Origin of the sequence: Streptomyces sp. NPDC050211, from assembly GCF_040656035.1 — a bacterium.
GTDB lineage: Bacteria > Actinomycetota > Actinomycetes > Streptomycetales > Streptomycetaceae > Streptomyces.
Window position 1 is genome coordinate 72,435 of the sequence record NZ_JBFALC010000005.1, and the last position, 26,134, is coordinate 98,568.

Here is a 26,134-nt window from a genome sequence, read left to right on the forward strand (position 1 = left end):
ACAGCGGTCGGACGGGAGATGCCGATGCTGGCTTCGGTGTCTCTGGTTTGGACATGTGCGTCTCCTCGGGCGCCGCCCCTTACTGCGGGGTCAGCCGGCCAGTCGGTTGAGCTTGCGGATCTGTCCGTCGAAGGCGCGCGAGGGCACGATCCGGCGCAGGACGCTGACGCGTGCGGCCATCGCGCCGGCGGTGTACCGGAGCTTGGGCTTGGAATCGGTGGCGGCCGCGACGATCACCTTCGCGACGACGTCCGGGCCGTCGGCGTTGCGCACGGCCGTGGCCAGCACGTCTCGGGAGACCTCCCGCTGTGCGGCGTAGATCGGCAGAGGCGAGTCGGGTGCCATGCTGCTCGCCTCGAAACTCGTGCTTGTGTAGGCCGGCTCGACCAGCAGCATCCGGACGCCGTGCTCGCGAAGCTCGTGGTCGACGGACTCGGCGTAGCCCTCGACCGCATGCTTGGTGGCGGCGTAGACGGCCATGAAGGGGGCTGGGATCAGACCCAGTACCGAGGAGACGTTGACCACGCGGCCACTGCCCTGGGCGCGCATGTGGGGCATCACTGCGTTGGTCATCCGGATGAGGCCGAAGACGTTGATGTCGAAGACCTCCTTGGCCTGGTCGATCGAGCTCTCCTCGCCGGCGCCGACCGCGCCCACGCCCGCGTTGTTGACCAGGACGTCGATCCGGCCGAACCGATCGATCACCTCCCCGACCAGCGAGCGGACCGACTCGTCGCTGGCCACGTCGAGATCGAGGAACGTCACCCCGGCGAGCGGCTCGGCGTTCGCCGCGTTGCGGCTCGTGCCGACCACCGCGAAGCCGGCGCCCACGAGGGCAAGCGCCGCCGCCCGCCCGATCCCGGAGGAGGCGCCCGTCACGAGGGCCACTCGTGGAGCTGTCTGCATGGTGGTTCCTTCGGTTGTGGGCATGGCTTCGTCGGGCGCTGCGCGGGATCGCCCGCGCTGAGGCCGACACGGTCCGCACCGGTCCTGCAAGCCCGGACCAAGCCTGTCCGGCGAGCTCAGGACGGTTGTTTACTGAACAGTCCGAAACCTAGGCAGTTCTGTACTAACTTGTCAAGAAGGGCGGGTCGGCTTTACCGTCTTTGTATGGCCAGACCACGCAGCTTCGACCGCGACCACGTCCTCCATGCCGCCGAGCGACAGTTCCGCACCTCGGGCTACAACGGCACGAGCGTCGACGACATCAGTGCCGCCACCGGCCTGGGCCGCGGCAGTCTCTACGGCGCGTTCGACGGCAAGCACGGCGTGCTGCTGGAGGCGATGGCCGGCTACTTCGCCCGGCTGGCGCAGGGTCCGCGCAAGATGCTCGCCGGACCGGACGAGGGCGCCCTGGAACGACTGCACGCATACCTGCTCCGCGCCGTCCACGGGGTGCCACTCGCCGCCGACGTACCCCCCGCCTCTGACCGCGCGGGGGCGGCCTGCTTCGCCGCCAAGATGGCCCTGGAGATCGGCGCCTCCGACCCCGAGGTGAAACGCCTGGCCAACGACTGCTTCTCCGTTGTCGCGGCGGCGGTGGCCGAGTGCGTGCGAGCGGCGCAGCGCAACGGCGACATCGACCCCGACGCGGATCCCGACGACCTCGCGTACCTACTGCTGACGATCATTCGCGGGAGCGATGTCGTGGGCGCGTACGGCCACGGCCCCGACCGCCTGACCTCGGTAGCGGAGAGCGCGTTCGCCTTGCTGCCTCGCCCGCGCCACCCCTGAGAAGGGCACGGCCGGCCTCGTTGCACAGGCATCTGACCGTGAGCGTGGCTGCTGGCTCCTGACAAACGCACGGGTCGGTCGCGGGACGACCAGTGCGGGTGGCGGTAAGGCGGGCCCTCGGGCGATGGCTGGGCGCCCATCGGCCCGGGGGGCCACTACGCCCACCCTGGGGAAGCAACGTCTATCGACGTGCGGGCGACCACCGCCTCGAAGCAGGGGTGCGCTCCCAGCTTGCGCAGCGCGCTGCGCAGATACGACTTGACCGTTTCGGGCAGCAGCGAGAGCTTGCGACCGGCTTCGGCGTTGCTGCAGCCCAGTGCCACCTGCGCCAGGACGTCGCGTTCCCGGGGTGCCAGGGGCGGGCCCGGTACCGAGGCCGTGGCGGAGGTTGAGCCAGTCGGCTGGCCATGCCGAGCAGCCGACCACGCAGATCACCTTCGGGGACATGCTGGACCAAGCTCCGTAACTCGGCATGAACCTGGCGGAGTTCTTCGAGCAGCACTGCTCGCCGACGGCGCGGCGTACAGCAGGCGCAGGCGGCGGTGGACCTCGTCACGGATGACCGGCTCGGCGGCCAGTCGCCGGTAAGCGCCCGCGACCGCTTCGGCCGCCCGGTCCGCGAGCAGGGCCGGGCCGGCACGACAGGTTCCGTAGAGCACCGCGCCGGAGACCGGTGGCCTTCTCCCATCGGTCTCCGACAAAGCCGTTTTCCCCACGAAGTCAGAGACGGTCAACGAGGACGTCGGCGGAGGAGGAGACACCGACCCGGCCCGAGGGTCGGGAACGCGGAGAGTGGACGGGCTACCGGCGATCCACCGGCGCGGGACTCCTCGCCGTAGGACATGACCGTACGCTCCTGAACCGCTGGTGTGAGCGCACGCTCCATTGGGAGACACTCGGCGCGGCGAGCAGCCCCTGACCGAAGAGTCGCGCGTACGGGGGTTTGCGGACCGACATTCCTGCCCGACGTCCCTTGGCCCTCGCGAGGCTGCCCGGAACGGCCTCGAAACCCTCGGCCGTCTGCCAACGGCCTGTCACACCTGACGTACCCGAACTCCGGGAAGGTCGTCGAAGCGGGCTCGCTTGTCGTAGGTGACCACGGTGCGCGCGGTGGTCAGCGCGGTGGCCGCGATGATCAGGTCGTGGGCCCCTCGGGGCTGGCCAGCCCTGCGGACATGCGCGAGCAGCCGCGCGTGCGCGCGGGCCACGTCCACGGTGTACTCCTCGACCGGGATGGTGGCGAGGACGGTGTCGACGAAGGACTGGCGGGCAACCCGATTAGTGTCGTCCGCCAGTTCCACCCCCTGGAGCAGTTCCGCCGCTGTGATGGCGGCGATCGCCGGATCGTCGTCGTCGGCCAGCGCCTGATCGAGGGAGACCTTCCGGCGCTCGATCGCGATCAGCACGCCGGTGTCCAGGATCAGTCGCTCCACGGATCGTCCAGCGTCAACAGATCACGGGTGGCCGTCACGTCGTCCTCGAAGGCGTCGTCAAGGGTGCCGACATGACGCAGGAGAGCGTCCTTCACCGCGCGTCCCGTGGCCTTGGGCGCGGGAGCCAGCACGGCCAAACGCTTGCCTCCACGGGTGATCACAATAGTTTCCCCGCGTTCCGCACTGTCCAGCACGGAGGCGAAGTTCCGTGATGCTTCGGTAGCGGTCATCGTCTTCATGACCTGATTTTCTCAGAGAATCTGATACCCGACAAGACGCGTTTTCGCCCCGCTCACCGCATCCCACGCTACGGCATCATCGCAGGGCACAGCACTTGCAGCAGCCCAGTTCAGGGGCCAGCACAAGGGTGGCGAAGGGGTTTCTCCTCCCGACCCACGCTGCGGCACCCCTTCGCGGTGACCGCCTTCCGGGCCGCCCATGTCCTCACCCGTCGCCTCAAGACCTCCCTCGCTGACCGGGTGCCCCACTGCACTGAACGGCCATGATCATGGGACTCGTCGGCTGCCTCGCCGTCTCACAGCGGCGCACGCACCCCGGCATGAGACAAGGGCGCGCTGGGCCGTTTCCAGTACGGGCCGTTTTCCCCGCAATCACCTGAGCCAACGCACGGCACTTGCGATTCCTCGCGTCCAGCCAGCGTCCAGAATCAGGCGTCCAACCCCTCGAAAACGTCGGCCACGGAGGCGTGCCCAACACCCAGGCCACCACATCAGAGCAGGCCAGAACGATTCGAACTAACGCCTACGGCTCCAGAGTTGAAGTCACGAGCAGCGGATTCCGCCCCGGGGCCCAAACCCCTGAATCCGCACCCCTGCTGAGACGTTTCCGCAGGTCAGCGACCTGCACAGTGGGGCGGGTGGGACTCGAACCCACGGCCGACGGATTATGAGTCCTTTGAGGATCTTGGCGACCCTTGTCGATCAATGCCCATCTTGGCCGTTTTCCCAGGTCAGACGCGGTTTGGCGCCTCAGTCCTTCTCGGCCCCTGTCAGTCTTTTCCGATCCTTGTGTCCAACCTGCGTCCAGAACGCGTCCTGGAAGGACAAGCCCGGCCGACCCAGGGGCCGTCTACCTCAACTGGGAGACCGACTCCGAAACGGTGCACAGCGGATTCCCCTTCCGGATGCGCAGAGGCTCCGCCACTACACCTCTCACACTCCCGGCCGCCGCACCGGCACCGACGGCGACGTCGGGGCCGGTCCCGACGGAGTGAGCGTGACATCCGCGAGATCGATATCGCCCCCCGCGATGACTTTGCCGAAGAGCCACACCAGCCGCGTCGCCCGCGCCACCCCCAGAGCTATGGCCACCTCGGCTAACCAGTGCGCCCCGCCTGGGTCCCGCTGCGTCGTGTCGAGGATGATGGCCAGCAGGCACAGCCCTGAGATCACCAGCGTCGCGCTGAGGATGCTCATCCAATTCCGGCGGAACTGCGGCCCCTGTACAGGATGTGTGCGCAGCGTGCGCATCCGTTGCCCGGTGGATGCGGCATACAGTGTGACGGCCGCGGTGATGAAGCTGCCGACGACGGCGGCGACGGTCGCCGTCGCGGTGTAGGCAGCGATCCTCTGGTCTCTGTCGGGCCAGGCAAGCACATCCCCACCACCTGCGAACTGCACAACCGCCACATGCGCTCCGGTGACCGTCAGCGCGAGGACCCAGTCCACCGCCGGCCTCCCAACCCATCGTCGCCACAGCCAATCCAGCACGTCGGCCCCCAACTCCTACGCTGCCGCTCAGGTTAACGGCCGGTGCTGGCAGGCCTCCTGGAGCGCACGTTCATGCGTACGGGCCGCAGCGAAGATCGCGTCGACCGCGTAACGCAGATCGACCGACCGGCCGTCGGTGAACGCGATCGGCACGTCGCACTGTGCCGTGATGCGGTGAGCCAGGAAGTCAAGCGGCTCGTACTCAAGGGACTGCCGGTGCGGGTCCCGTATGGCGACCTGGCCGTTGACCGAGCGCACGACACCTGACTCGTCCATCCATTCATCGAGATCGGGAATGAACTGCAGTACATCGCTGCGCAGTTGGGTCGCGGCACGATTCCTGCGGAGCTTGCTCAGCCGCCCGCCGCGCCTGGGAACCTTCAAAGAGAGGGTGATGGAGGTGTCGGGATGACGCTGCCCGAAGCTCCGCAGTGAGTCGGCGAGTTCGCCTCGTGCACTCAAGGAACTGACCGAGTCCGCCGGGGCACCTTCGAGTTGCACAGTGAACTCCGAAACCGCCTCGATTCGGTTGAGTTTCTCACGGGCTCGTGTGTGGATGACCGGCCTGAGTACGACCTCACCGCACGGGAGCCCGATCCCGTTCAGCCACTTGGTGATCGCGCTAACGCGCGGCGCGGAGAAACCGCCGTGCAGGGCACCGATGATGTTTCCGAACGGCAGGAAACACAGGGTGGTCACGTGGACAACATCCGTACCAGCCGCGAGCTGCAGAGCTTCAATAGTGCCGTTGTTGTGGTCGAGTTGATGCGGCACCTCACCGGTGATTTTGGCCAACTGCAGATGGTCGGCCGCAGCGGCCGTATCCACGATCCCTACCAACTGATCGTCCGCGCTGCGCACGATCCGATCGTGCGGCTCCGAGGCTGCGACACGGTCGAGGAAGTCCCTCCAGGGTTGGGGCTCCATGCGGGGTTGGCCGTCTTTGGCTTCCACCACCTCGAGGAAAAACACGGTTCGTCGGCGTACCGCCCCGGCCATATCCGCCTCTCCCGCCTGCGGTTCATTGAGTGCCACAGATCGTAGGCGGGTGCGCCATGCGCATGGCATACCAGCCACAGAATGGCCGAATCGCGACATTGTGCGATACCCCCTCCCACCTGGCAAGATGTCACATTCGCTTGTCTGACCACATGACCATGTCACGATTCACCGCATCTCATCATGCTCCCCACGGATCACATCGATAGGCGCGTGGATCGAGCAGACGAAAGGTGCGGTGAACGGCGGTGGCGGCAGCAGCCGGCCAGGTGCCCCCCAGGCCCGGTCCACCTAAGGTGAAACGCTGGTATCAGACACGGCCGTCACCGTTCCCATGGGAGCAGGCGGCCCTCGATCACCTCAAGCAGCGGATGCCGGTCACCGCACCGCACTACGCTTGGGCGACCTTCTCCTTCACCGCCATGAGCGGCCGTATCAATGAGTGCGATCTCTTCATCGCTGTCCCCCGCGGCCTGTACCTGGTCGAGCTGAAGGGACACCCGGGCCGAGTCGTCAACAGCGGCGACACCTGGAGCTTCCACGCACCCGACGGCCGGATCCGGACGATCCGCAATCCGTTACACCTCACCGACTTGAAGTCCAAGGAACTCAAGTCCCGCCTCCAGGAGGCCGCCCGCGAGATCTGTCCCGGAGAACGGATCCCGCGCATCGACCCGGCCGTCTTCCTCTCCGATCCGCTGCTCGACAGCGAGCTGGACACAGTGCAGCGCACTCATGCGTACGGACGTGACGGCTCCAGGACGGGGCTGCCCGGCATCTGGGACGACTTCCTGAGCATCCCGCCGGAGCGCGAGAACTTGCGAATCACCGAGAACTTCGCCCAGCACCTCCCCGCTTTAATGAAGAAGATCGGAGTGCGAGCCTCCACGGCCCACCTCGACTTCGGCGACGGCTGGAAGCTCTCCTCCCGCCCCCTGGACGCGGGCCCCACCTGGGAGGACCGGCTCGCGGAACGCAAGGAGATGATCCACGAAGAGGGCCGGGTCCGGGTCTACCTCGTCGAGCAGTTGGCGAGCGAGGAACAGCGCCGCTCCGCCACCCGGGCCGCAGAACGCGAGTACCAGGTGCTCCAGGGCATCACTCACCGCGGCATCGCCCAGGCCGTCACCTTGCGCCAGCACCAGGGCGGTCCGGCGATCCTGTTCCGCCACAGTGAGAGCGATCTCCGTCTGGACAACTACCTTGCTGTGTACGGCGCGAAGCTGACCGACGCGGTACGCCGCGACATGGTCCGCCAGCTCGCCGAGGCCGTCCGCTACGCCCACCGCCGCTCGCTCTACCACCGCGCGCTGGCTGCCCGCTCGGTGTACGTCAGCGCACGAGGGAACGGCAGCAACCCCGTGCTACGGATCATCGACTGGCAGGCGTCCGCACGCGACTTCGACACCACCTCGCTGCGCTCGCTCGGCGAGTCCTCCTTCACCGGGGAGCACATCGAGGACGCCGCCCAGTGCTACCTCGCGCCCGAGACCGATGCCGACTTTCCCGACCCCGTGGACCTGGACGTCTTCGGCCTCGGAGCGGTCGCCCATCACATCCTGACGGGGATGCCGCCCGCCGAAACCCGCACCGCGCTCAAGGAACGACTCCAAGCCGACGGCGGACTGCACATGTACGCGGTCAGCGACGCCGTCGACTCCGGCCTCGACGAGTTGGTGTACGCCGCCACCCGGGCCTCGGTCGACGAACGTCTCGACTCCGCAGACGCCTTCCTCGCCCGGCTCGACGAAGCCGAGCAGGCCCGTGCCGCCCAGGCCATCGCCGTGGAGGCCGACCCTCTCGACGCCACACCCGGACAGGCCGTCGACGGCGACTGGACAGTGGAGCGGGTGCTGGGAACGGGCTCCACCGCGCGCGCCCTGTACGTGACCCGCGTCAGCGAGGACGAACGTGGGCGGAGAGTGGAGGAGGAACGGGTCCTCAAGGTCGCTCTGGACGCGGAGAAAAACGAGCGTCTGGCCTCCGAGGCCGCAGCCCTGCAGCAGGTCAGCAGCGGCCGCATCGTCAAACTGTACGAGGGTCCTCGCACCCTCGCCGGCCGAACCGTACTGGCCCTGGAATACGCGGGCCCCGAGACGCTGGGCCAGCGGCTGCGCAGCCACGGGCCGCTGGGCTACGAGGAGTTGGCAACCTGTGGCGAGGATCTCTTCACGGCGCTGGACGACTTGGCCGCCAGGGGCATGCGCCACCGCGACCTCAAACCCGACAATCTCGGGATCAAGGTCAGGGAGGATGGCGAGCAGCAGCTGATGCTGTTCGACTTCTCTCTGGCGGCCGTCTCCGACCGGGACATCAAGGCAGGCACCCGCGGCTACCTCGACCCGTTCCTGGGTGACGCACGACGGCCTGTGTACGACGACTACGCGGAGCGGTACGCGGCCGCCGTCGTCCTGCACGAGCTGGCCGCCGCCGAGCGGCCCACGTGGGGCAATGGCACCGACGACCCACTGACCGCCATGAAGGACGAAACCCCGCTCCTCGCCTCCGATGCCTTCGTAGCCGTACTGCGTCCGGGGCTTGAGACGTTCTTCGAGCGGGCCCTGCACCGGGACGTCAACCGCCGCTTCGAAACACTGCGGCAGATGCGGGACGCCTGGCGGGCGATCTTCACCGACGCCGACCGCACCCAGCCGCCTCCGGCCACGGACACCGTGTCGCTCCTGGGGGGCGGCGGCCTGCCTGAGGGGTTGCCCGAGGACGACATCCGCGATCTGTACGCGGACAAGGCGAAGCTCTCCACCACGCTCAGGGACGCGGGGCTGACCGAGCGGGCGGCGGCGGTAGCCGAGGAACTCGGCGCGGTGACGGTCGGCGAGCTGCTCGACATACCACTGCCTCGCTTCCGCAACAAACGCGGGATCGGCGCGGTCGTGAAGAAGGAGCTCAACCGGCGGCACCGGCAGTGGGCAGCGGCGCTCCGTCCGAGGAAGTCCAAGGCCGCGACTGCCGTGCCGGTAAAGCCGGTTGAGGCTCTCGGGCCGGTCACAGACGGCAAACTCGGCGCGCAGTACGAGGCCCGGCAGAACGTGGAGCGGCTCGCGGCCCTCCTCAACCCGGAGCCGACAGGCCGCAGGGACAACAAGCGGCCGCAAGTGGTCGCGGCTTGGCTCGGGCTCGACGGCAACTCGGAAATCGGAACCTGGCCGACCAACCGGCAGGTCGCGGAGGCGGTCAAAGCCTCTGAGTACACGGTCTCCAAGCACCTCGGCTCGGCCATCGGCGACTGGGCCGAGGCAGGCTGGATGGACATCCTGTGCAGTGAACTGGTCGACGCTGTTCGGGACGCCGGCCGCGTGATGACCGCTCGCGAACTGGCCCGGGTACTCGCCGCCAGTCATGGCTCGGAGAGCACGACCAGCGAGGGCACGGAGGCCGCCGCGCTCGCCGTCGTACGGGCAGCGGTCACCGCCGAGACGCTGCTCACCGGTCGCGACGAGGAGCACGAGCCCCGACTCGCACAGTTTCGGCGCCGGGGGCGGCTGATCGTCGCCCTGGAGTCGCTGGACGGGTCCGACGACCCGACATCAGATGAACTCGCCGCGTACGCCATAGCGTTGGGCGACGCGGCCGAGAAGATCGCCGCTGGCAATCCCCTTCCCGACCGGAGCGCGGCGCTGCGTGACCTGCGTGCCGTGGCCACGCCCGAGGGCATGGACCCGCTGCCCGACGCCCGGTTGGTCACACTCGCCGCGGCGGCGTCGGTGAAGGCAGCCGCTTCCCCGCGCCTTGAGGTGTACCCCAAGACGCTGGAGCTGTGGCGGGCCCTGCAGATCTCGCAGGCCGCGGCGGGTGTACGCCGCGAGGTCGGCATCAGCCTGGACGGGCTGCTGGCCCGGCTGCGTTCGCGCTTCCCCGAGATGGCGCTCGGCAAGCCCACGTATGTCGAGGTCGAGGACGCGCTGAAGAAGGCCGGCTTCCCGCTGACGTACGAGACGACCGAGCAGCGTTTCAAGCCGCCGATGCCGGTCGCCCCGGTGGGCGGCGGCAGCAGCTGGCTGTACTCGTCCACGGGCACGACGACGGCGTCCTCCCGCACACAGACGGCGAGGGCGGGGGCCGGGCGGGATCCGGTGGCCCTGCTCACCTCGAAACTCAACTCCGCAGTACGGGACGGCGGTTTCCTCGCGCTGAACGTAGCGGTCAAGCGGATGCGGGGCGAGAACGGATCGGTGCCGGAGGCGATCGCGAGAGCGTTCCCGGTGGTGTCGGTGAATCTGGCGCGGGTCTTCCTGGAGGAGTTCCGGGCGCTGGCCACTGAGCACGGCACGGACTGGTCCAAGGTGCTGGGCGCGGACACCCGGTACACCAGGAGCGGTGAACTGCCGGGTGGGTTGAGGTCGTTCGTGGTGCGGATATGGCCTCGGGTCGCGGAGCGATTGGAGGAGGCGGCCGATCGGGAGCCGGGGACGGTGCTGTTCATCCACACGGCCGGACTGCTCGCCCACTACTACGAGGCGGGCGGCCACGAGTTGTTGGTGCGGCTCCAGCGGGAGGCCCGCAAACCGGGCGGCCGACCGCACGGACTGTGGCTGCTCACCCCCTCGCACAACGCGCACGGCGCACCGGAGCTGGACGGACGAACAGTGGAGGTGACGGGCGGCGACGCGGAACGCGTGGTGCTGACCGAGGACTTCCTGAAGGACTTGGCTGCACATCGAGGGGGAATGACGCAGTGAGCGCGCGCCGCGTACCGCCGGGCCCACGCGGGCGCCACGGCCCACTCCGACCCGCTCCTGCTGTCGTTCACCTGGCGCCATCTGGCCGGACTCGCCCTGCGGGACGGAGAGTTGGCGGAGGCGCGGCATGGCTTCACCGAATCCCTGCGCATCCGGGAGGAGTTGGGCTATCTCGTGGGTACGGCGCCGGCGCTGGTGTCCCTGGCCGACGCGGAGGTGGAGCCGGAGGCTTCGCGTCTGCGGGAGGAGGCCCGTCGGCTGTTCCGGTTGCTGGGGGGCGTACCGACGTGGCTGGCACGGGAGTTGGCGCCTCCTGCGCCACCGGCGGCGACGGCCTGAGCGGGGTCACTGCTTGAGTGGGGTCACGGCCTGAGCGGGGCCGCGGGTTGAGTGCGGCCACGGCCTGAGTGGGGCCGCTCAGCTCGCCCCCGCGAAGTGCTCCCCCGCCAGCGCCCGCACCCCGTCCAGGTCCCGCGAGATCAACGCGTCCAGCAGTGCCGTGTGCTGCGCCGCGTCCGCGAGCAGCTCCGCGCGCCCGCGTCCGGCGGGGCCGCCCACCAGGGGCCACTGGGCCCGGCGGTGGAGGTCCTCGGCGAGGTGCACGAGCTGCTCGTTGCCGGACAGGGCGAGCAGCCCGCGGTGAAAGGCCCGGTCCGACTCGGCGTACGTCACCCGGCAGCCGGTGCCGGCCGCTCGTACCGTCGCGTCGGCGAGGGGGCGCAGATCCGCCCAGCGTTCGACGGGCACCGTCCGCGCCAGTCGCAGCATCACGGGAACCTCGATCAGGGACCGGACCTCGGCCAGCTCGGCCAGCTCTCGGGCGCCGCGCTCGATGACGCGGAAGCCACGGTTGGGCACGACCTCGACGGCGCCCTCCAGGGCCAGTTGCTGCATCGCCTCCCGCACGGGCGTCGCCGAGACCCCGAAGCGGTCGCCGAGCGCGGGCGCCGAGTACAGCTCGCCCGGGGTCAGTTCGCCCGAGACCAGCGCGGTGCGCAGGGCGTCGAGGATCTGTCCGCGCACGGAGGACCGCTGGACGGTGGGGCGGGGACGCGGAATCGGCGTCTCGCTGTGGGTGTGCTCACCCCGGACGCCGTCGGCTCCCGGCCCGGGCGCGGTTGCCGCGTCCCGGCCCCGGTCCACGTCGGCCGCCCGCGGCTGGGGCGGCACCCGCGGTCCGCCGGCCGGCATCCGCGCCCGCTCCGGATGCCCCGTCTCCGTGGAGCCCTGCGTGCCCTGCCTCACGGGGTCCTCCTCCGGCCTTGTCGGTACTTGGGGTCATTACGGCGGGTTGTTACTCGTCCGTCAAGCACCATAGGGCCAGAAGCGGCCGGTTCACATCTCAATGATGTTGGGTAAGGTAAGGCTTACCTCTAGCCAGCCCGGAATGACACCAGATCGGCGGTCCCGTATGCCCGTGCCCCGCTCGGCCCTCGCGGACGCCTACACGCGTCTGGCCGAGGTCCTCCCGGGGCTGCCGATCACCCAGCTCGCCGCCGGGGAGCAGGTCCCCCGGGACGGCGGCTGGATCGCCGCCGACGCGCTCGCGGAGGGCGGAGCCGGGCTGGACGCGTTCCTGGCCTGGGACGACGCACAGGTTCTTCGCGACTACGGACAGCGCGCGCGACCGGATGTCGTCGCCAGCTTCGGCCTGCACCGGTACGCCTGGCCGGCCTGTCTGCTGATCACCGTGCCGTGGTTCCTGAGCCGCCGGGTGCCCCGCTTCCACGTGACGGACGTCTCGTACGACCGGACGGTCCCGGACCTGGACATCGGCCGCCTGGCCGTCCGCGCCCACAGCTTCGCCTGTCTGCCCGGCGACCCCGCCGCCGCCCTGCCCGGCGCCCGTGTCGTCGCCGACGAGGAGGCGCTGCGCGGCGAAGTGCGGGAGGCCGTCGCCGAGCATCTGGAACCCGTGCTCGCGGCATTCGGTCCGCGGATGCGGCGGCGCGGGCGGGCACTGTGGGGCATGGCGACCGACGAGATCGTCGAGGGGCTCTGGTACGTCGCCGAGGTGCTCGGCGAGCAGGAGCGGGCGAGGCGTGAGCTGGAGCTGCTGCTGCCGGGGGCGACCAAGCCGTACGTGGGCTCCGCCGCCTTCCGTGAACTGACCGGGCCGGGCGGCGAACCACTCCCCACCCGGGACCGGGCGAGCTGCTGCATGTTCTACACGCTGGACCCCGAGGACGCCTGCGCCACCTGCCCGCGCACCTGCGACGCGGACCGCGTCGTCAAGCTCCTGGCCGAAGCGGCCAGTTGAGGACCCCTCAGACAACCGCACCCCCACCCACCCCGTAAGATCAACTGCGGACTCGGCAGCCCCACGGTTACAGGCGATTCACAATTTCCTCACTTCTCGCGGGAACTTTCCGTCGAACCATCCGTACGGGTAGTCTTATTCGAACTCAACTCCCGCCCCTCACGCGGCAGTTCGAGCAGAACGCCGCCCTGGGCATCCCCTTGCACTTCCTTGGCGGCCTCTTGCCCCGAAACCCCCTGAGGGGCGGTCGAATTGGGCCACCATGGCGGGCGTTACACGCCCTATCCCAATGCAAGGGACCCCAGATGAGATTGACCGACATATCGCTGAACTGGCTGCTTCCGGGCGCCGTACTGCTCCTGGGCATGCTGGCGGCGGTAGCGGTGCTCGCGCGCGGCAAGCGCTCCTCGGGGAAGGATGCGAGCGCGGACGATTCGTGGGAGCGAGCCGAGGAGCGCCGCAGACGCAAGGAGGCCATCTATGGCACCGCCTCCTATGTCCTGCTGTTCTGCTGTGCGGCGGTCGCCGCCGCCCTCTCCTTCCACGGCCTGGTCGGCTTCGGCCAGCAGAACCTGAACCTGTCCGGCGGCTGGGAGTACCTGGTCCCGTTCGGCCTGGACGGTGCGGCCATGTTCTGCTCGGTGCTCGCGGTGCGCGAGGCCAGCCATGGTGAGGCGGCGCTCGGCTCCCGGATACTCGTGTGGACGTTCGCCGGCGCCGCGGCCTGGTTCAACTGGGTGCACGCGCCCAGGGGGCTGGGCCACGACGGTGCCCCCCAGTTCTTCGCGGGCATGTCCCTGTCGGCGGCCGTCCTCTTCGACCGGGCGCTGAAGCAGACCCGCAAGGCCGCGCTGCGCGAGCAGGGCCTGGTGCCGCGTCCGCTGCCGCAGATCCGTGTCGTCCGCTGGCTGCGGGCGCCCCGCGAGACCTACAGGGCCTGGTCGCTGATGCTCCTCGAGGGCGTACGCAGCCTGGACGAGGCCGTCGACGAGGTGCGCGAGGACAAGCGACAGAAGGAAGCGGCCCGACTGCGCCGGCGCGAGCAGGAGCGGGTCGAGCGGGCCCAGCTCAAGGCGATCAGCCGGGGGCACCGCGGCTTCGTCGGACGCGGCCCCGGCCCCGGGCGGCCGATGGAGATGCCGGCCCTCGAGCGCGACTCCGATCGAGTCACCGCGGAGCCTGCCATATCCACCTCGGAGCCACTGCCCGTACGCTCACGGCCCTCCCTTCAGCCCGTCCGCCAGAGCTCTGACCCGATCACCGTCGACCTCACCGCCGAGGACGACACGATGGCGCTGCCGCGCCTCGACTCCCTGGAGCGCAAGCTCAAGGATCTGGAGCAGCAGTTCGGCTAGGAAGGCCAGGGACGAACGCAGTCGACGTCAGGGGGTACGGCCCGGGGCCGTACCCCCTTTCGCGGTCACGCGGCCCCCGCGTCGAGTTCGAACCACACCGCCTTCCCCACCCCGTGCGGCCGTACGCCCCAGGCGTCCGCAAGCGACTGCACCAGGGCCAGGCCCCTGCCGTGCGTACCGTCGTCGGCGTTCGGTACGCACAGCCGGGGCCTGCGGGCGACGAAGTCCCGTACCTCCACCCGCAGTCCACGGGGTCCTACGACGGCCGTCAGGACCGCGTCGTTGTCGGTGTGGACGATGGCGTTGGTGACGAGTTCGCTGGTGAGCAGTTCCGCTATCTCGGACCGCCCGGGCTTGCCCCAGTGCCGTAACAGCTCGCGCAGTGCCCTGCGTGCCTCCGGGACCGCCTTGAGGTCCGCGCGTCCGAGTCTGCGCCGCAGTTGCGGCGGCTGCGCCGTGGCGCCGTCGGCCTCTTCCTCCACCATGTGAGCCGAGAAGGTCCCGATCGCCGTGGGACCGCCCCCTCGTGCCTGCCTTTTCATGACCCCCGCCTGCGTGCCGATGTCGGTTCCCCTCTGCCTCGAACACGTTCACGGGGATCCATGCCCGTTGGCTCACTCGACAGTCATGTGGAATCGTCAACGACCGGCTGTTCGGCCATGCGTACGACAGCCGCCGCGCTGTCGATGAACCCTGGTGGAGGCCGCCTCGGGACAGGCCGGGTCGCCGTTCCTACGCCGCACGCCGTACGGGGACGCGGCTGCAGGGGATCGGCCCAACTGCCCATGGCCCGCTGCCGATCCCGCCGTACGCGACGAAGCCGTGGGGCAGTTGGGTCCGACCAGTTCCCCCGGCCCGTGAAGCTGGCCGGAAATCGCCGCTTTCAGACCTTGTTCAGTGGAGGTTCAGTGGAGCTTGGCGACAGCCGTGGTCGTCGTCTTCTTGAAGGCCCTCACCGGCGCGTCGTCGAAGTCGCCGAGCTGCGACCACTCCACGACCGTGACGGTGCGTCCGTCCCGGCCGACCGACAGGAGGTGGATGTCCGTCGCGCCCCAGGAGGCGGCGGTGTGCAGGCCGTGCACGCGGGCGCCCTCCTCGACGGGCAGGGTGCCGTAGTCCTTGTGCGTGGCCTCGATCTCCGGGTCCCGCTCGATGCGGGCGGGGCAGGTCCGTATCTCCTTGTTGAGCCGGGTGGCGAGGGCCTTGGCCTTGGCGGGCGTGCCCGTGACGATGTTCAACTGCCGGGCGCTCGCGTCCAGTTCGGTGTGGAAGGCACGGTAGCGGGAGTCGTAGCCCGGCAGCGCGTCCGCCAGGCACTGCAGCAGTTCCTCCGGGACGCCGTCGGTGATGGCGCCCGCGGTCCAGGAGGAGGACGGGTGCGGCGGCAGGTCGGCGGCCGAGAGGAACCCCGTGCGGGGTGTCGCGCCGGCCGGTGCGGTGAGTACGGAACCGAGCGTGAGGCCCGTGAGGGCGAGTAGGGTGAGCGCGCCTGCGCGGGTCTGCTTGAGCATGGGTGTCCCCGTGGTGAGTGTGTGAACGACAGGAGCCGCCCGCGACTCCGGGTGGTCGGCCCGGTCCTGGTCGGTGCGGCCTCCAGAGCATCAGCGGTCACGGCGGGCGGGCGCAACCTCCGGCGCACCGTCGGCGACGGTGGAACCGTCCCAGCCCGTCCGACGTGCAGATACAGGGGGTGCCTGGGATGGCGTCCCAGGAGGGGGATACGGGGGAATGGTGCCGGAAGAGGACGACGTCGCGCGGTTCGCGGCGCTGCTGCGGCAGTTGAAGGACCGTACGGACCGCAGTTACGGGGCGCTGGCCCGCCGCCTGCACATGAACACCTCGACCCTGCACCGCTATTGCGCGGGCGAAGCGGTCCCTGTCGACTTCGCCCCCGTGGAACGCTTCGCCGCGCTGTGCGGGGCGTCCGCGGAGGAGCGGTTGGAACTGCACCGGCTGTGGCTGGCGGCGGTGGCGGCGCGACAGCGGCCGGCAGGGAAGCCGGAGATGACGCAGGTGGCGGGCGACGTTACGGGAGCCGCGGCAGCCGGTGCTACGGGAGCTGCGGCGGCCGGCGCTACGGGAGTCGCCGTGGCCGCTGCTCCCCGCGCCACTCCCTGGTACCGCCGACGCCGCCTCACCGTCACCACGGCTGCCGTGGCCGCCGTGCTGCTGGCCACGCTGGGCACTCTGTCGGCGCTGCCGGACGGGAGTTCCTCGGTGGAGTCCGAAGGCAGGCTCGCCGATCCCACCCCAACGACGACGTCCGGCGCACCGAAGAGCGCCTCGCCCAAGTCGCCCAGCCCCTCCTCCTCTTCCGGATCCGCCACACCGTCACCGTCGGTCAGTGGCAAGGCGGCCACGTCGGCGCCGCCCACCGGCGGCGGTGGCACTGCCTCCGGCAACGGGCAGTCCGGCGGCAGTTCCTCCGGCGGTGCGGAGACGCCGCCCGGGACGGCCGACGTGCCGCTCACCTGGACCGCCGACTCCCATGAGTGGGCGCTCGGCTGCAGTCATGACTATGTCATCGACAAGCCGCCGCAGCAGGTGCCTCCGCCGCCTCCGCCGCAGGACGCCGCGAACTGGGCCAGGGCGCTGGGGGCGGTGCACGGGCGGGAGCAGTTGGTGGAGATCTCCGTGCAGGGGCGCTCCAAGACCGCCGTGGTGCTGGAGGCGCTCCGCGTCCGGGTGGTGGGCCGCGGCGAGCCGGTCGCCGGGAAGGCGTACTCGATGGACCAGGGCTGCGGCGGATCGCTGTCGCCGCGCTACTTCGCCGTCGACCTGGACATCAACCGGCCCATCGCCCGCCCGGTAGACGGCGGCGACGAGAACGGCCCGATCCCGGCCGTGCGCATGCCCTACCGGGTCTCCTCCGAGGACCCGGAGGTGCTGCTGGTCACCGCGACGACGAAGACCTGCGACTGCCGCTGGTTCCTGGAGCTCGACTGGTCCTCGCAAGGGCGCTCCGGAACGGTCCGTATCGACGACCACGGCCGCCCGTTCCGCACGAGCAGCATCGAGGGCCTGTCCCGGTACTCGTACTACCAGCTCCAGTGGAGCCCCTGGACCGAGTGAGCAACGCCCTTACGGGCGCGGCACGTTGGGTCACGCCTCCCAAACGGCGGCGGCCGTACGGTCGTCGGCGTATCCCTTGACCCGGGTCTGGGTGTCGGCGAGGAACGCGGCGAGGCCGGGTGGGGTGGGGCCCGACCATCGGCCGGTCAGGTACTTGCACAACTCCGGTTCGCCGCGCAGGGGTTCGGCCAGGCCGCCGGTGCACATCAGGAGCGTGTCACCCGGGCGGGCGACGGAGGCGCGGAAGCGGAAGGGTTCGCGGGGCGGCTCGGGGGCGGGCTCGTACGGGCTCGGGGGCGTCGGGATGCCCAGGTCCATGGTGAGCCGGTCACCCTCGGGCGTCTCGTGCGGGAGCGAGCCGAAGCCGACGACGGGTTCGCCGGTGATGTCGCCGACCGACGGCTCGATGTCGTGCCACTCGCCGTCCCTGAGCCGGAACAGTCCGCCCGCGCCGACGCCGAAGAACACGCGGGTACGGCACTCGGGGTCGGCGGGCAGCAGCAGACAGCGCAGGGTGGCCGCGTACTCCTCCGGGTCGATGCCCTGCTCGGCCGCGCTGGCGCGGAGCTTGCCGAGACTGCGGTCGGTGAGCCGGTGCAGCCCCGACTTCAGATCACCGCGCCGGGCCGCCCGGATGTCCTCGCTGAGCCGCGCATGACTGCGGCCCACGGCCCGCCCGATCCAGTGACAGGCCTCGGCCGCCGCCCGGTGCGCCCCCGGCGTCGCCCGTGCCCCGGTCGCCATCGCCACAAGGATCAACGCGTCCTCCCCGCCGCCGAACCGCGCGGTCAGCAACGAGTCCCGACGCGGCTCACCCCGGTACCGCGCGGAGTCCCCCCGCACCGAAACAGCCCGCAACGAACACGTCCCGTACTGGGCTCCGTCGAGCACGGTGTCAGCGACCAGATCATCGAGATCGTCCGGGTCGGCGGGGGGCAGCGCGGTGGGTTCGGCGTCGTAGGTGGGGGGTCCGGAGCCGACGTAGTCGAGGTGGGGGGGTGGGGCGGTGGGGATGTCGATGCGGGTGGGGGTGGGGGTGACATGGGGGGCGGGCGAGGACGTGGTGGGGGGTTCGGGGGGCGGCGGTGCCGAAGAGGGCTCGGCGGCCGGGCGTGTGGGTGGCGGCTTGGAAAGGGCCTCCGTGCCGTGGCGGGGGGTGGGGCGGGCGGGTTCGGTGGCCGGGGTCGGTCGGGTGGGAGACGGGGGGACGCTTTTCGTGCCGTTCGGGGTGGGCGGGGCGTCCTGCGTGGGCGGCGGTCCGTCATCCGGTGTCGGGGACGTCGGAGTCGTCGTCGCCGGGGTCTCCGTCGAGGTGCGGGCGGCGCCGGTCGTCGAAGGTGGCTGGTCGGTGAAGCCGGGTGGCATGGGGCCGGGTGGGAAGCTCGCCGGGGATGGAGGTGCGGTGGGCGGGGGTTCCCCGGGGGCGCGGTGCCGTCCTGTGCCCTCTGTGGGGGCGGCCTCGGCACGCGGCGGGGGCACTCTGGCCCCCGGCGTCGGCTGCGGCTGCCCCGGCGAGGGACCCGCTCCCGGCGTCTGGGCAGCGTGCCCGTCCTCCACCGCCGAAGCCGACGTACTCCCCTCCCCCACCGCCCCCGCCGCCGAAGCGAACCGGTCGTCCAGTGAGTCGGGCGCGGCCGTGGGGCCCGTGTCGTCGGTGGAGTCGTCGTACAGCTGCCTCCACCAGTCGTCCTCGTGACCGGTGGGACTTCCCCCCTGCTGGCTCATGCCCCCAATTGTCCACCGCACGGGCCGGATGAAAACGGGGCATCCGGAAAATCCACCGCCGGTCGTGATGCTCAGGGAAGTCGCCGGGCGATCCCACCCCCCACGGGAGAACCGCCCGGCGACGCCGGAGTGACCCGGGCCCGCGATCCCCTGCACGCGCGGGCAGGCGTCGTAGGACCGGGTCACGATCTGGGTGACCGAATCGCCGTTCGCATCCGTCATCCGCACCCCTGAGTGTGACCTGCTCCCCTGTCGCCCTGCTGTGCTTCACCACCGCTTTCCAGCCACCGCCGCCGTGCTGCGGGCGCACGCCCGGGTCCAGGTCTCCTCGCCGTCGTACGACTGGTCCAGCCCCACTGGCCTGCGCTTTCTCCTCCACTCCGGCACCCTGGACAGATGGGAGTCCTGGACCTCCTGCTGGTCGGCGTGGTCATCGTGCTCGGCCTGTGCGGAGTGCTGGTGCCCGGCGTGCCGGGGTCGTGGCTCGTGTGGGCCGCGGTCATGTGGTGGGCGCTGCAGGATCCGCAGCCCGTCGCCTGGTGGGTGCTCGTGGGCGCCACCGTCGCGCTGCTCCTCTCCCAGGTGGTCCGCTGGACCCTGCCGCCCCGGCGTCTGCGCGCGAGCGGCGCCACGCCCCGGATGGGGGTGTACGCCGGTGCGGGAGCGTTCCTCGGCTTCATCCTGATCCCCGTACTGGGCGCCATCCCCGGCTTCATGGGCGGCATCTACCTGTACGAGCGCCTCCGGCTGGGCCGCCACGGCGAGGCGAGGGCGGCGTTGCGTACGGCCATGCGCAACGGGGGCTCCAGTGTGCTGGCGGAGCTGTTCACATGCCTGGTGATCTTCGGGGCGTGGCTGGGGGCGGTGCTCTGGGGCTGACGCCCTGGATCTCCGCTGCTTTGTGGATCTCCGCTGCTTTCGATTGATCGGACCTCTCCCGCCATATTGACGGCCTGCCACCCCATCCCTACGTTGCACTCCGGGATAGCTCCGATGAATCGTCAGAGCCGCAGAGCCGCAGAGTCACAAGCCGCCGGGAGTGACGCCATGCCGAAACCGTCCAGACGAACCGTCCTCGCCACCGGATCCGCCCTCAGCGGCGCGCTCCTCACCACGGGCCTGCCTGCACAGGCGACCGCGGCAGATCACGACCACGGCCACGGCCACAGCCACACCTCCGACCCCTGGCGCACCGTCCTCGACGACGCGGACCTGGTCTGGCAGCGGATGCCGGCCACCTGGTACGAGGGCCCGTATCTGGGCAACGGCTTCCTCGGCTCGGGCATCTACGCCGAGCCGGGCGCCGAGACCCGCGCCGTCCGCTTCAACGTCCAGCACTCCGAGGTGCAGGACCACCGCCCCGAGTTCGGCTCGCTGTTCGGGCTGGCCCGGCTGCCGATCGGCCACTTCACCCTGGAGCCGGTGGGCACGATCACCGGCCTGGACTGGCGGCTGGGGCTGCGCGACGCCGAGCTGACCGGCACCCTCACCACCGACCGGGGCACGCTCAGGCTCCGCGCCCTGGTGCACTCCAGCCGCTCGGTGCTCGCCGTGGAGGTGACGCCCAGCGCGGGTGAGCGGGACTTCCGCTGGGTGTTCCATCCGGCGGACGCGATCAGCCCGCGCGCCGCGTTCAGGCCGCTCCCGGACGGCTATCAGGGCAACCCGCCCGCCGAGGTCGCCGACCACGCCGGCGTCTCGGCCGCCGTGCAGCCGCTGCTGGCGGGTGGGCAGCATGTGACGGCGTGGCGGGAGCGGGAGCGGGGCGCGACCAGGACGCTGTACGTCCATGTCGCGCACTCGTATCCGCGGATCACGGCGCTGGACCGGGCGCTGAAGGCGGTGCGCGAAGCCTCCGCGCTGCCGTACGCGGCGCTGGCGGTGACCCACCGGGCCTGGTGGCACGCGTTCTACCGCAAGAGCTTCCTCTCCGTCCCCGACGCCCGCATCCAGCGCTTCTACTGGATCCAGCTGTACAAGACGGCGTCCGCCGCCCGCCGTGACGCGCCGGTGATGGCGACGTGCGGCCCCTGGCTGGAGTCGACGCCCTGGCCCAACACCTGGTGGAACCTCAACGTGCAACTGGAGTACTGGCTGATCCACGGGGCCAACCACCTCGAACTCGACGCGGTGACCAGGGCGTTGAGCGAGTTCCGGGACAACCTCACCAAGGAGATGGCCCCGCAGTACCGCGCCGACTCCCTCGGCATCCCCCGCACCACCGACCCCCACCTGATCAACGGCGCCGCGGGCACCCTCACCGGCTACGGCGTCGGCATCCCCGGCCAGGACCCGCCGACCCCCGAGGTCGGCAACCTCACCTGGGCCCTGCACAACGTCTGGCTCAGCTACCGCCACACGATGGACGAACGCATCCTGCGCGACGTCCTCTACCCCCTCCTCCGCAAGGCGATCAACTACTACCTGCACTTCCTGGAGCCGGGCCCGGACGGCAAGCTGCACCTCCCCGCCACCTTCTCCCCCGAGTACGGCGGCAACTCGCGCGACTGCAACTACGACCTGATGCTGCTGACCTGGGGTTGCCGCACCCTCCTGGACACGGCCGAACTGCTCGGCATCGACGACGAGTTGGCGCCGCGCTGGCGTGAGGTGCTGGCCAAGCGGGCGCCGTATCCGACCGACGCGAACGGCTTCATGATCGGCGCGGACATCCCGTTCGCGAAGTCGCACCGCCACTACTCGCATCTTCTCGCGGTGTACCCGCTGTACGAGCTGACCGGCCGCACGGCGGACGAACGGGCCCTGATCGAGAAGTCGTTGGCCCACTGGGTCGGCTTCGAAGGCGCCCTGCAGGGCTACACCTTCACCGGCGCCGCCTCCATGTCCGCGCTGCTCGGCAAGGGCGAGGACGCGCTGAAATACCTCGGCGAGCTGATGACCCGCTTCATCCAGCCCAACACCATGTACAAGGAGTCCGGCCCGGTCATCGAGACCCCGCTGTCGGCGGCCCAGTCCCTGCACGACATGGTCTGCCAGTCCTGGGGCGGCACGATCCGCGTCTTCCCGGCCCTCCCGGCCGCCTGGGCCGACCTGACGGTCCACGACTTCCGCACGCAGGGCGCCTTCCTGCTGTCGGCAGTCCGCAAGGGCGGGGCCACCCGCTGGGTCCGGCTCGTCAGCGAGGCGGGCGCGCCCTGCGTCGTACGGCACGGCATCCCGGGACCGATCGAGGTACGGGACGGACGTGGCCGCCCGCTCCGGTACACGGACGCCGGTGACGGCGCGATCCGCATCGCCCTCCGGAAAGGCGAGTCGGCGCTGATCACGCGCCGCGGCGACCGGCCCGACCTCACCGTCACACCCGTACGGCCCAACGAGGACGCGCCCCGATGGGGGCTGCCCGGCACGGAAGGATGACCGGCCGCGGGCCTGCTCCGGCCGCCACCGACGTGGAGTAGGCCCGCGGTCCTAGGCCGACGATCCGATGCGCCCGCCACATACGACGTGCTTGTCTGCTGCCATGGCGGAATTCACCGAAACCGAACGCGCGTACCTGAAGACCCAGCGGCTGGGACGGCTGGCCACCGTCGACCCGTACGGCCAGCCGCAGGCCAACCCGGTCGGGATCTTCCCCCAGGACGACGGAACGATCCTGATCGGCGGCCGGGCGATGGGCACCACCAAGAAGTGGCGCAACCTTCAGAAGAACCCGAAGGTCGCCCTGGTCGTCGACGACATGATCAGCGCCCGCCCCTGGCGGGTCCGAGGCGTCGACATCCGCGGAGAAGCCGAACTCCTGGTCGGCCCACACGACTTGGGCCCTCACTTCAGCGAGGAGGTCATCCGCATCCGTCCGCGGAGGATCCACAGCTGGGGCTTGGAAGAAGCCTGATCCACAGCGCCCCGAAGGGGCGCGGGGAACTGCGCGACCAGCCACAACGGCGCGCCGCAGAGAACCTCAGAGCGCACCCTCCAGCCCAAGCAGCTCCACCTTCCGCTCAAGACCCCCCGCATACCCCGTCAAAGAACCATCCGCACCGATCACCCGATGACAGGGACGCAGCACAAGCAACGGATTCGCCCCGATCGCACCACCCACCGCCCGCACGGCAGCCCGAGACGCCCCGATACGCGCCGCGATCTCGCCATACGTCGTGGTCGCGCCATACGGCACGGAGTCGAGCGCAGCCCAAACCCGCTCCCGAAATGCCGTGCCCTCGGCGCGCAACGGCAACCGGAACTCCTTCAGATCGCCGACGAAGTACGCGGCGAGTTGGCGCTCCGCCTCCCGGAAGGGCCCGGGATCGGACCGCCAGCCGTCCTGGACGGTGCGGCCGCCCTTCTGCCCCGGCATGGAGAGGGAGGTGAGGGTGCCATCGAGGTCGGCGGTGAGGAGGAGGGGACCGAGAGGGCTGTCCAGAGTGGTCCAGTACGTCATCGTTGCTCCAACTCCCCTGCTGCACGCAGGTGTTGTAGTGCGTAGGAGCGCCAGGGGCGCCAGCTGTCGGGGACGTCCGTGCCGGGCACGGCCACGTCCGGGTCGCCGAGGGCACGGGTACGGATGATCGCCACCGTGCGGGCGTCCATCCCGGGCAGGGCGAGCAGCGCGTCCTGCGCGTCGTCCCGGTCGGCGCCCGGGTCAAGTCGTACGGAGGCGTCGGCGAGGGCGGCGGTGAGCGCGCCCAGGGGGCCGTCCGGCTCGGCCTCCGCGAGGACCGCGGGCTCGGGGAAGACGTGGGTGAGGCTGCCGCAGGGCGCGTCGAGGGCCTTGCCGTAGCGCCGTACAAGCTGCTCGGCCGCCGTACGCCCCACCAGCGCCCGTACCGCCAGTTCCTCCGGGTCGGCGGCGCCCGGCGACCGTATTCCGGGCCGGGCGGCGACCAGCGGGGCGAGCCGCGGGTCGGCGCCGAGCCGCTCGTCCACGGCGTACGGATCGGCGTCCAGGTCGAACAGCCGCCGCAGCCGCTGCACGGCCGTCGTCAGATCGCGCAGGTCGGTGAGGTGCAGCCGCGCGTCCAGCCAGCCGCCGGACCCGGGCTGCGGCGATCCCGGCCGCTCCTCGACGGCGACGATTCCGGTGCCGTAGGGGAGGCGGAGGGTGCGGCGGTACGTCCGCCGCCCGCGCGGTCCGCCGATGTCCTCGACGCCGGGGACGGCCTCGTCCGCCAGCTGATCGAAGACGGCACCTGCCTGGTACGGGCCGCGGTGCGCGAGCCGTAGCGGCACACCGGCCGCCGGGGTGGCCGTACGGCCCTTCGGCGCGGCACCCCTGAGTCCGGTGGGCGTCGAGGCGTAGACCGCCTTGATGGTGTCGTTGAACTGCCGGACGCTGGCGAACCCGGATGCGAACGCGATCTCCGTGACCGGCAGTGAGGTGGTCTGGAGCAGGACGCGTGCGGTGTGCGAGCGCTGGGCGCGGGCCAGTGCGACCGGCCCGGCGCCGAGCTCGGCGGTGAGCTGCCGCTGGACCTGCCGCGCGCTGTATCCCAGCCGTGCGGCGAGCCCGGCGACACCCTCCCGGTCGACCACGCCGTCCCCGATCAGCCGCATGGCCCGGCCCACGACGTCCGCGCGCACGTTCCACTCGGCCGACCCCGGCACCGCGTCCGGCCGGCACCGCCGGCAGGCCCGGAAACCCGAGCCCTGCGCGGCGGCGGCGGTCGTGAAGAAGCGGACGTTGCGGCGCTTGGGGGTGACGGCGGGGCAGCTCGGGCGGCAGTAGATACCGGTCGTCTCGACGCCGAAGAAGAACTCGCCGTCGAACCGCGCGTCCCGGCTGCGCACCGCTTCGTACCTGGTCTCTTCGTCCATCACGTGTTCCAGTTTCCGCCAGGCGGGACGTCACGGCTGGCGGAAATCGGACATGGGGGTGGGTGGGCTACTGCCACCGCCCCCGCTTGGCCTCCATCGCCGCCCTGCCCTCCGCCCCCTTCCGCTTCCAGTCCTTCCTGATCTCCGCCCTGAGCCGCGCGTCCGTCTTGGCCACGATCCGCTGGTTCTCCCGCAGCAACTTGCGGTAGCTCTCCAGCCGTCGTACCGGCAGCTCACCGGAGTCGATCGCGGCCAGCACCGCGCACCCGGGCTCGGCCTCGTGGGCACAGTCGTGGAACCGGCACCGCTCGGCCAGCTCCTCGATCTCGGAGAAGACCTGCCCGACACCGGTCTCGGCGTCCCAGAGCCCGACGCCCCGCAGCCCCGGCGTGTCGATCAGTACGCCACCGCCGGGCATGAGCAGCAGATTGCGCGTGGTCGTCGTGTGCCGGCCCTTGCCGTCGACGTCCCGGGTGGCCTGTACGTCCATGACGTCCTCGCCGAGCAGCGCGTTCGCGAGGGTCGACTTGCCCGCGCCGGACTGCCCGAGCAGCACGGACGTACCACCGGAGACCACCGCGGCGAGGACATCGAGCCCGGCGCCGTCGACGGCGCTGACCGGCAGCACCGGCACACCGGGCGCCGTGGTCTCCACGTCCTCGACGAGATGCGCGAGCGTGGCCGCGTCCGGGACCAGGTCGGCCTTGGTGAGCGCCACGACCGGCTGCGCGCCGGACTCCCAGGCCAGGGCCAGGAAGCGTTCGATCCGGCCGAGATCGACCTCGACGGCCAGGGACACGGCGACGATCGCGTGGTCCACGTTGGCCGCGAGGATCTGCCCCTCGGACCGCTTGGAGGAGGTGGAGCGCACGAAGGCGGTACGGCGCGGCAGATACGTCCGTACGTAACGTGGGTTGCCCGCGGGTTCGACCACGGCCCAGTCGCCGGTGCACAGGACCCGCAGCGGATCGTTCGGGGTGACGAACGCGGTGTCGGCGCGCACGAGTCCCTCGGCGGTGATCAGGTCGCACTGTCCTCGGTCGACCCTCAGCACCCGTCCGGGCAGCAGCCCTTCGGACACGTAGGGGGTGAATTGGTCCGCCCACGCCTCGTCCCAGCCGTAGGGAGCGAGAGCGGAGAAAGCAGAGGTGGTAGTCAAGGGTGACCCTTCGAAGGGCGGCCCCGGCCCTGCGCGCGCTCAGGCGCGATGCGAGGAGAAGGAAGGTCAGCCGGTGGCCACGGAGGTGGAGTTGATGGACTTCTGGATGCGGGCAACGCCCATCTCAACGACAGCCATCGGTCACACCTCCCAGCCAAACCACGTCACCTGCGGCAACCCTCAGCCACCGCTCGATCA

General features: G+C 70.5%; 20 protein-coding genes and 2 pseudogenes. 9 read left to right on the plus strand and 13 right to left on the minus strand.

The genetic code is table 11. The annotated features are described in order from the left end of the window. Window positions 1–90: 90 nt before the first annotated feature. A complete protein-coding gene (locus tag AB0I98_RS07530; protein WP_362936695.1) occupies window positions 91–906 on the minus strand; it encodes an oxidoreductase in 816 nt (271 codons plus the stop codon). A 204-nt stretch (window positions 907–1,110) separates the two neighbouring features. Here AB0I98_RS07530 and AB0I98_RS07535 point away from each other — a divergent pair, with 204 nt between their 5' ends. After that, the gene (locus AB0I98_RS07535; RefSeq protein WP_362936698.1) at window positions 1,111–1,734 is read left to right on the plus strand and encodes a TetR/AcrR family transcriptional regulator; all 624 of its coding nucleotides are present in this window, start codon (window positions 1,111–1,113) and stop codon (window positions 1,732–1,734) included. Between the two features lie 155 nt (window positions 1,735–1,889). On the opposite strand, the gene AB0I98_RS07540 is transcribed toward AB0I98_RS07535, so the two are convergent. After that, complete coding sequence (locus AB0I98_RS07540; RefSeq protein WP_362937148.1) at window positions 1,890–2,090, minus strand: helix-turn-helix transcriptional regulator; 201 nt, start codon at window positions 2,088–2,090, stop codon at window positions 1,890–1,892. A gap of 446 nt (window positions 2,091–2,536) precedes the next feature. On the opposite strand from AB0I98_RS07540, the pseudogene AB0I98_RS07545 reads away from it, so the two are divergent. Further along, window positions 2,537–2,653: pseudogene (locus AB0I98_RS07545) on the plus strand (ABC transporter ATP-binding protein); the annotation flags it as partial. A gap of 115 nt (window positions 2,654–2,768) precedes the next feature. On the opposite strand, the gene AB0I98_RS07550 reads toward AB0I98_RS07545, so the two are convergent. From AB0I98_RS07550 to AB0I98_RS07565, 4 genes are all read right to left on the minus strand, one after another. Further along, complete coding sequence (locus AB0I98_RS07550; RefSeq protein ID WP_355737139.1) at window positions 2,769–3,167, minus strand: PIN domain-containing protein; 399 nt, start codon at window positions 3,165–3,167, stop codon at window positions 2,769–2,771. Continuing rightward, window positions 3,155–3,406, minus strand: a complete 252-nt coding sequence (locus AB0I98_RS07555; protein WP_079662466.1) for a type II toxin-antitoxin system Phd/YefM family antitoxin — start codon at window positions 3,404–3,406, stop codon at window positions 3,155–3,157. Before AB0I98_RS07555 ends, AB0I98_RS07550 begins: the two co-directional genes overlap by 13 nt. 933 nt (window positions 3,407–4,339) lie before the next feature. Continuing rightward, a complete protein-coding gene (locus AB0I98_RS07560) occupies window positions 4,340–4,855 on the minus strand; it encodes a hypothetical protein (protein WP_362936701.1) in 516 nt (171 codons plus the stop codon). A 69-nt stretch (window positions 4,856–4,924) separates the two neighbouring features. After that, window positions 4,925–5,932, minus strand: a complete 1,008-nt coding sequence (locus tag AB0I98_RS07565) for a hypothetical protein (protein WP_362936704.1) — start codon at window positions 5,930–5,932, stop codon at window positions 4,925–4,927. A gap of 260 nt (window positions 5,933–6,192) precedes the next feature. On the opposite strand from AB0I98_RS07565, the pseudogene pglW reads away from it, so the two are divergent. Further along, window positions 6,193–10,932, plus strand: a pseudogene (pglW, locus tag AB0I98_RS07570) (BREX system serine/threonine kinase PglW). Window positions 10,933–11,010: 78 nt separating this feature from the next. Here pglW and AB0I98_RS07575 read toward each other — a convergent pair. Further along, a complete protein-coding gene (locus AB0I98_RS07575; protein WP_362936707.1) occupies window positions 11,011–11,838 on the minus strand; it encodes a GntR family transcriptional regulator in 828 nt (275 codons plus the stop codon). A gap of 166 nt (window positions 11,839–12,004) precedes the next feature. Here AB0I98_RS07575 and AB0I98_RS07580 point away from each other — a divergent pair, with 166 nt between their 5' ends. Together AB0I98_RS07580 and AB0I98_RS07585 are read left to right on the plus strand one after the other, a co-directional pair. Then, window positions 12,005–12,853, plus strand: a complete 849-nt coding sequence (locus AB0I98_RS07580) for a (2Fe-2S)-binding protein (RefSeq protein WP_362936710.1) — start codon at window positions 12,005–12,007, stop codon at window positions 12,851–12,853. Window positions 12,854–13,158: 305 nt separating this feature from the next. Next, window positions 13,159–14,208 (plus strand): DUF2637 domain-containing protein, encoded by a 1,050-nt coding sequence (locus tag AB0I98_RS07585; protein WP_362936713.1) that lies wholly within the window; start codon window positions 13,159–13,161, stop codon window positions 14,206–14,208. 65 nt (window positions 14,209–14,273) lie between these two features. Here AB0I98_RS07585 and AB0I98_RS07590 read toward each other — a convergent pair whose 3' ends face one another. Then, the gene (locus AB0I98_RS07590) at window positions 14,274–14,690 is read right to left on the minus strand and encodes an ATP-binding protein (RefSeq protein WP_362937151.1); all 417 of its coding nucleotides are present in this window, start codon (window positions 14,688–14,690) and stop codon (window positions 14,274–14,276) included. Between the two features lie 423 nt (window positions 14,691–15,113). Beyond that, complete coding sequence (locus AB0I98_RS07595) at window positions 15,114–15,719, minus strand: hypothetical protein (protein ID WP_362936716.1); 606 nt, start codon at window positions 15,717–15,719, stop codon at window positions 15,114–15,116. A gap of 217 nt (window positions 15,720–15,936) precedes the next feature. On the opposite strand from AB0I98_RS07595, the gene AB0I98_RS07600 reads away from it, so the two are divergent. After that, a complete protein-coding gene (locus AB0I98_RS07600; protein ID WP_362936719.1) occupies window positions 15,937–17,280 on the plus strand; it encodes a helix-turn-helix transcriptional regulator in 1,344 nt (447 codons plus the stop codon). A gap of 30 nt (window positions 17,281–17,310) precedes the next feature. Here the strand turns inward: AB0I98_RS07600 and AB0I98_RS07605 are convergent, their stop codons facing one another. Continuing rightward, window positions 17,311–19,005: a protein phosphatase 2C domain-containing protein gene (locus AB0I98_RS07605; protein WP_362936722.1), complete on the minus strand. Its 1,695-nt coding sequence runs from the start codon at window positions 19,003–19,005 to the stop codon at window positions 17,311–17,313. A gap of 396 nt (window positions 19,006–19,401) precedes the next feature. Between AB0I98_RS07605 and AB0I98_RS07610 the strand changes: the two genes are divergently transcribed. The 3 genes from AB0I98_RS07610 to AB0I98_RS07620 all read left to right on the plus strand — a co-directional run bounded on the left by AB0I98_RS07610 (window position 19,402) and on the right by AB0I98_RS07620 (window position 22,858). After that, window positions 19,402–19,884: a DUF456 domain-containing protein gene (locus tag AB0I98_RS07610; RefSeq protein WP_362936725.1), complete on the plus strand. Its 483-nt coding sequence runs from the start codon at window positions 19,402–19,404 to the stop codon at window positions 19,882–19,884. A gap of 168 nt (window positions 19,885–20,052) precedes the next feature. Continuing rightward, window positions 20,053–22,383, plus strand: a complete 2,331-nt coding sequence (locus AB0I98_RS07615; RefSeq protein WP_362936728.1) for a glycoside hydrolase family 95-like protein — start codon at window positions 20,053–20,055, stop codon at window positions 22,381–22,383. Window positions 22,384–22,486: 103 nt separating this feature from the next. After that, window positions 22,487–22,858, plus strand: a complete 372-nt coding sequence (locus tag AB0I98_RS07620) for a PPOX class F420-dependent oxidoreductase (RefSeq protein WP_362936731.1) — start codon at window positions 22,487–22,489, stop codon at window positions 22,856–22,858. A gap of 66 nt (window positions 22,859–22,924) precedes the next feature. On the opposite strand, the gene AB0I98_RS07625 is transcribed toward AB0I98_RS07620, so the two are convergent. The 3 genes from AB0I98_RS07625 to rsgA form a co-directional block, all read right to left on the minus strand. Further along, on the minus strand, window positions 22,925–23,404 hold the full coding sequence (locus AB0I98_RS07625; RefSeq protein ID WP_362936734.1) for a methylated-DNA--[protein]-cysteine S-methyltransferase: 480 nt from the start codon (window positions 23,402–23,404) through the stop codon (window positions 22,925–22,927). Beyond that, the gene (locus AB0I98_RS07630; RefSeq protein WP_362936737.1) at window positions 23,401–24,777 is read right to left on the minus strand and encodes an AlkA N-terminal domain-containing protein; all 1,377 of its coding nucleotides are present in this window, start codon (window positions 24,775–24,777) and stop codon (window positions 23,401–23,403) included. Before AB0I98_RS07630 ends, AB0I98_RS07625 begins: the two co-directional genes overlap by 4 nt. A 67-nt stretch (window positions 24,778–24,844) precedes the next feature. After that, entirely contained in the window at window positions 24,845–25,936 is a 1,092-nt protein-coding gene (gene rsgA / locus AB0I98_RS07635; protein ID WP_362936740.1) for a ribosome small subunit-dependent GTPase A, read from the minus strand. Window positions 25,937–26,134 lie beyond the last annotated feature (198 nt).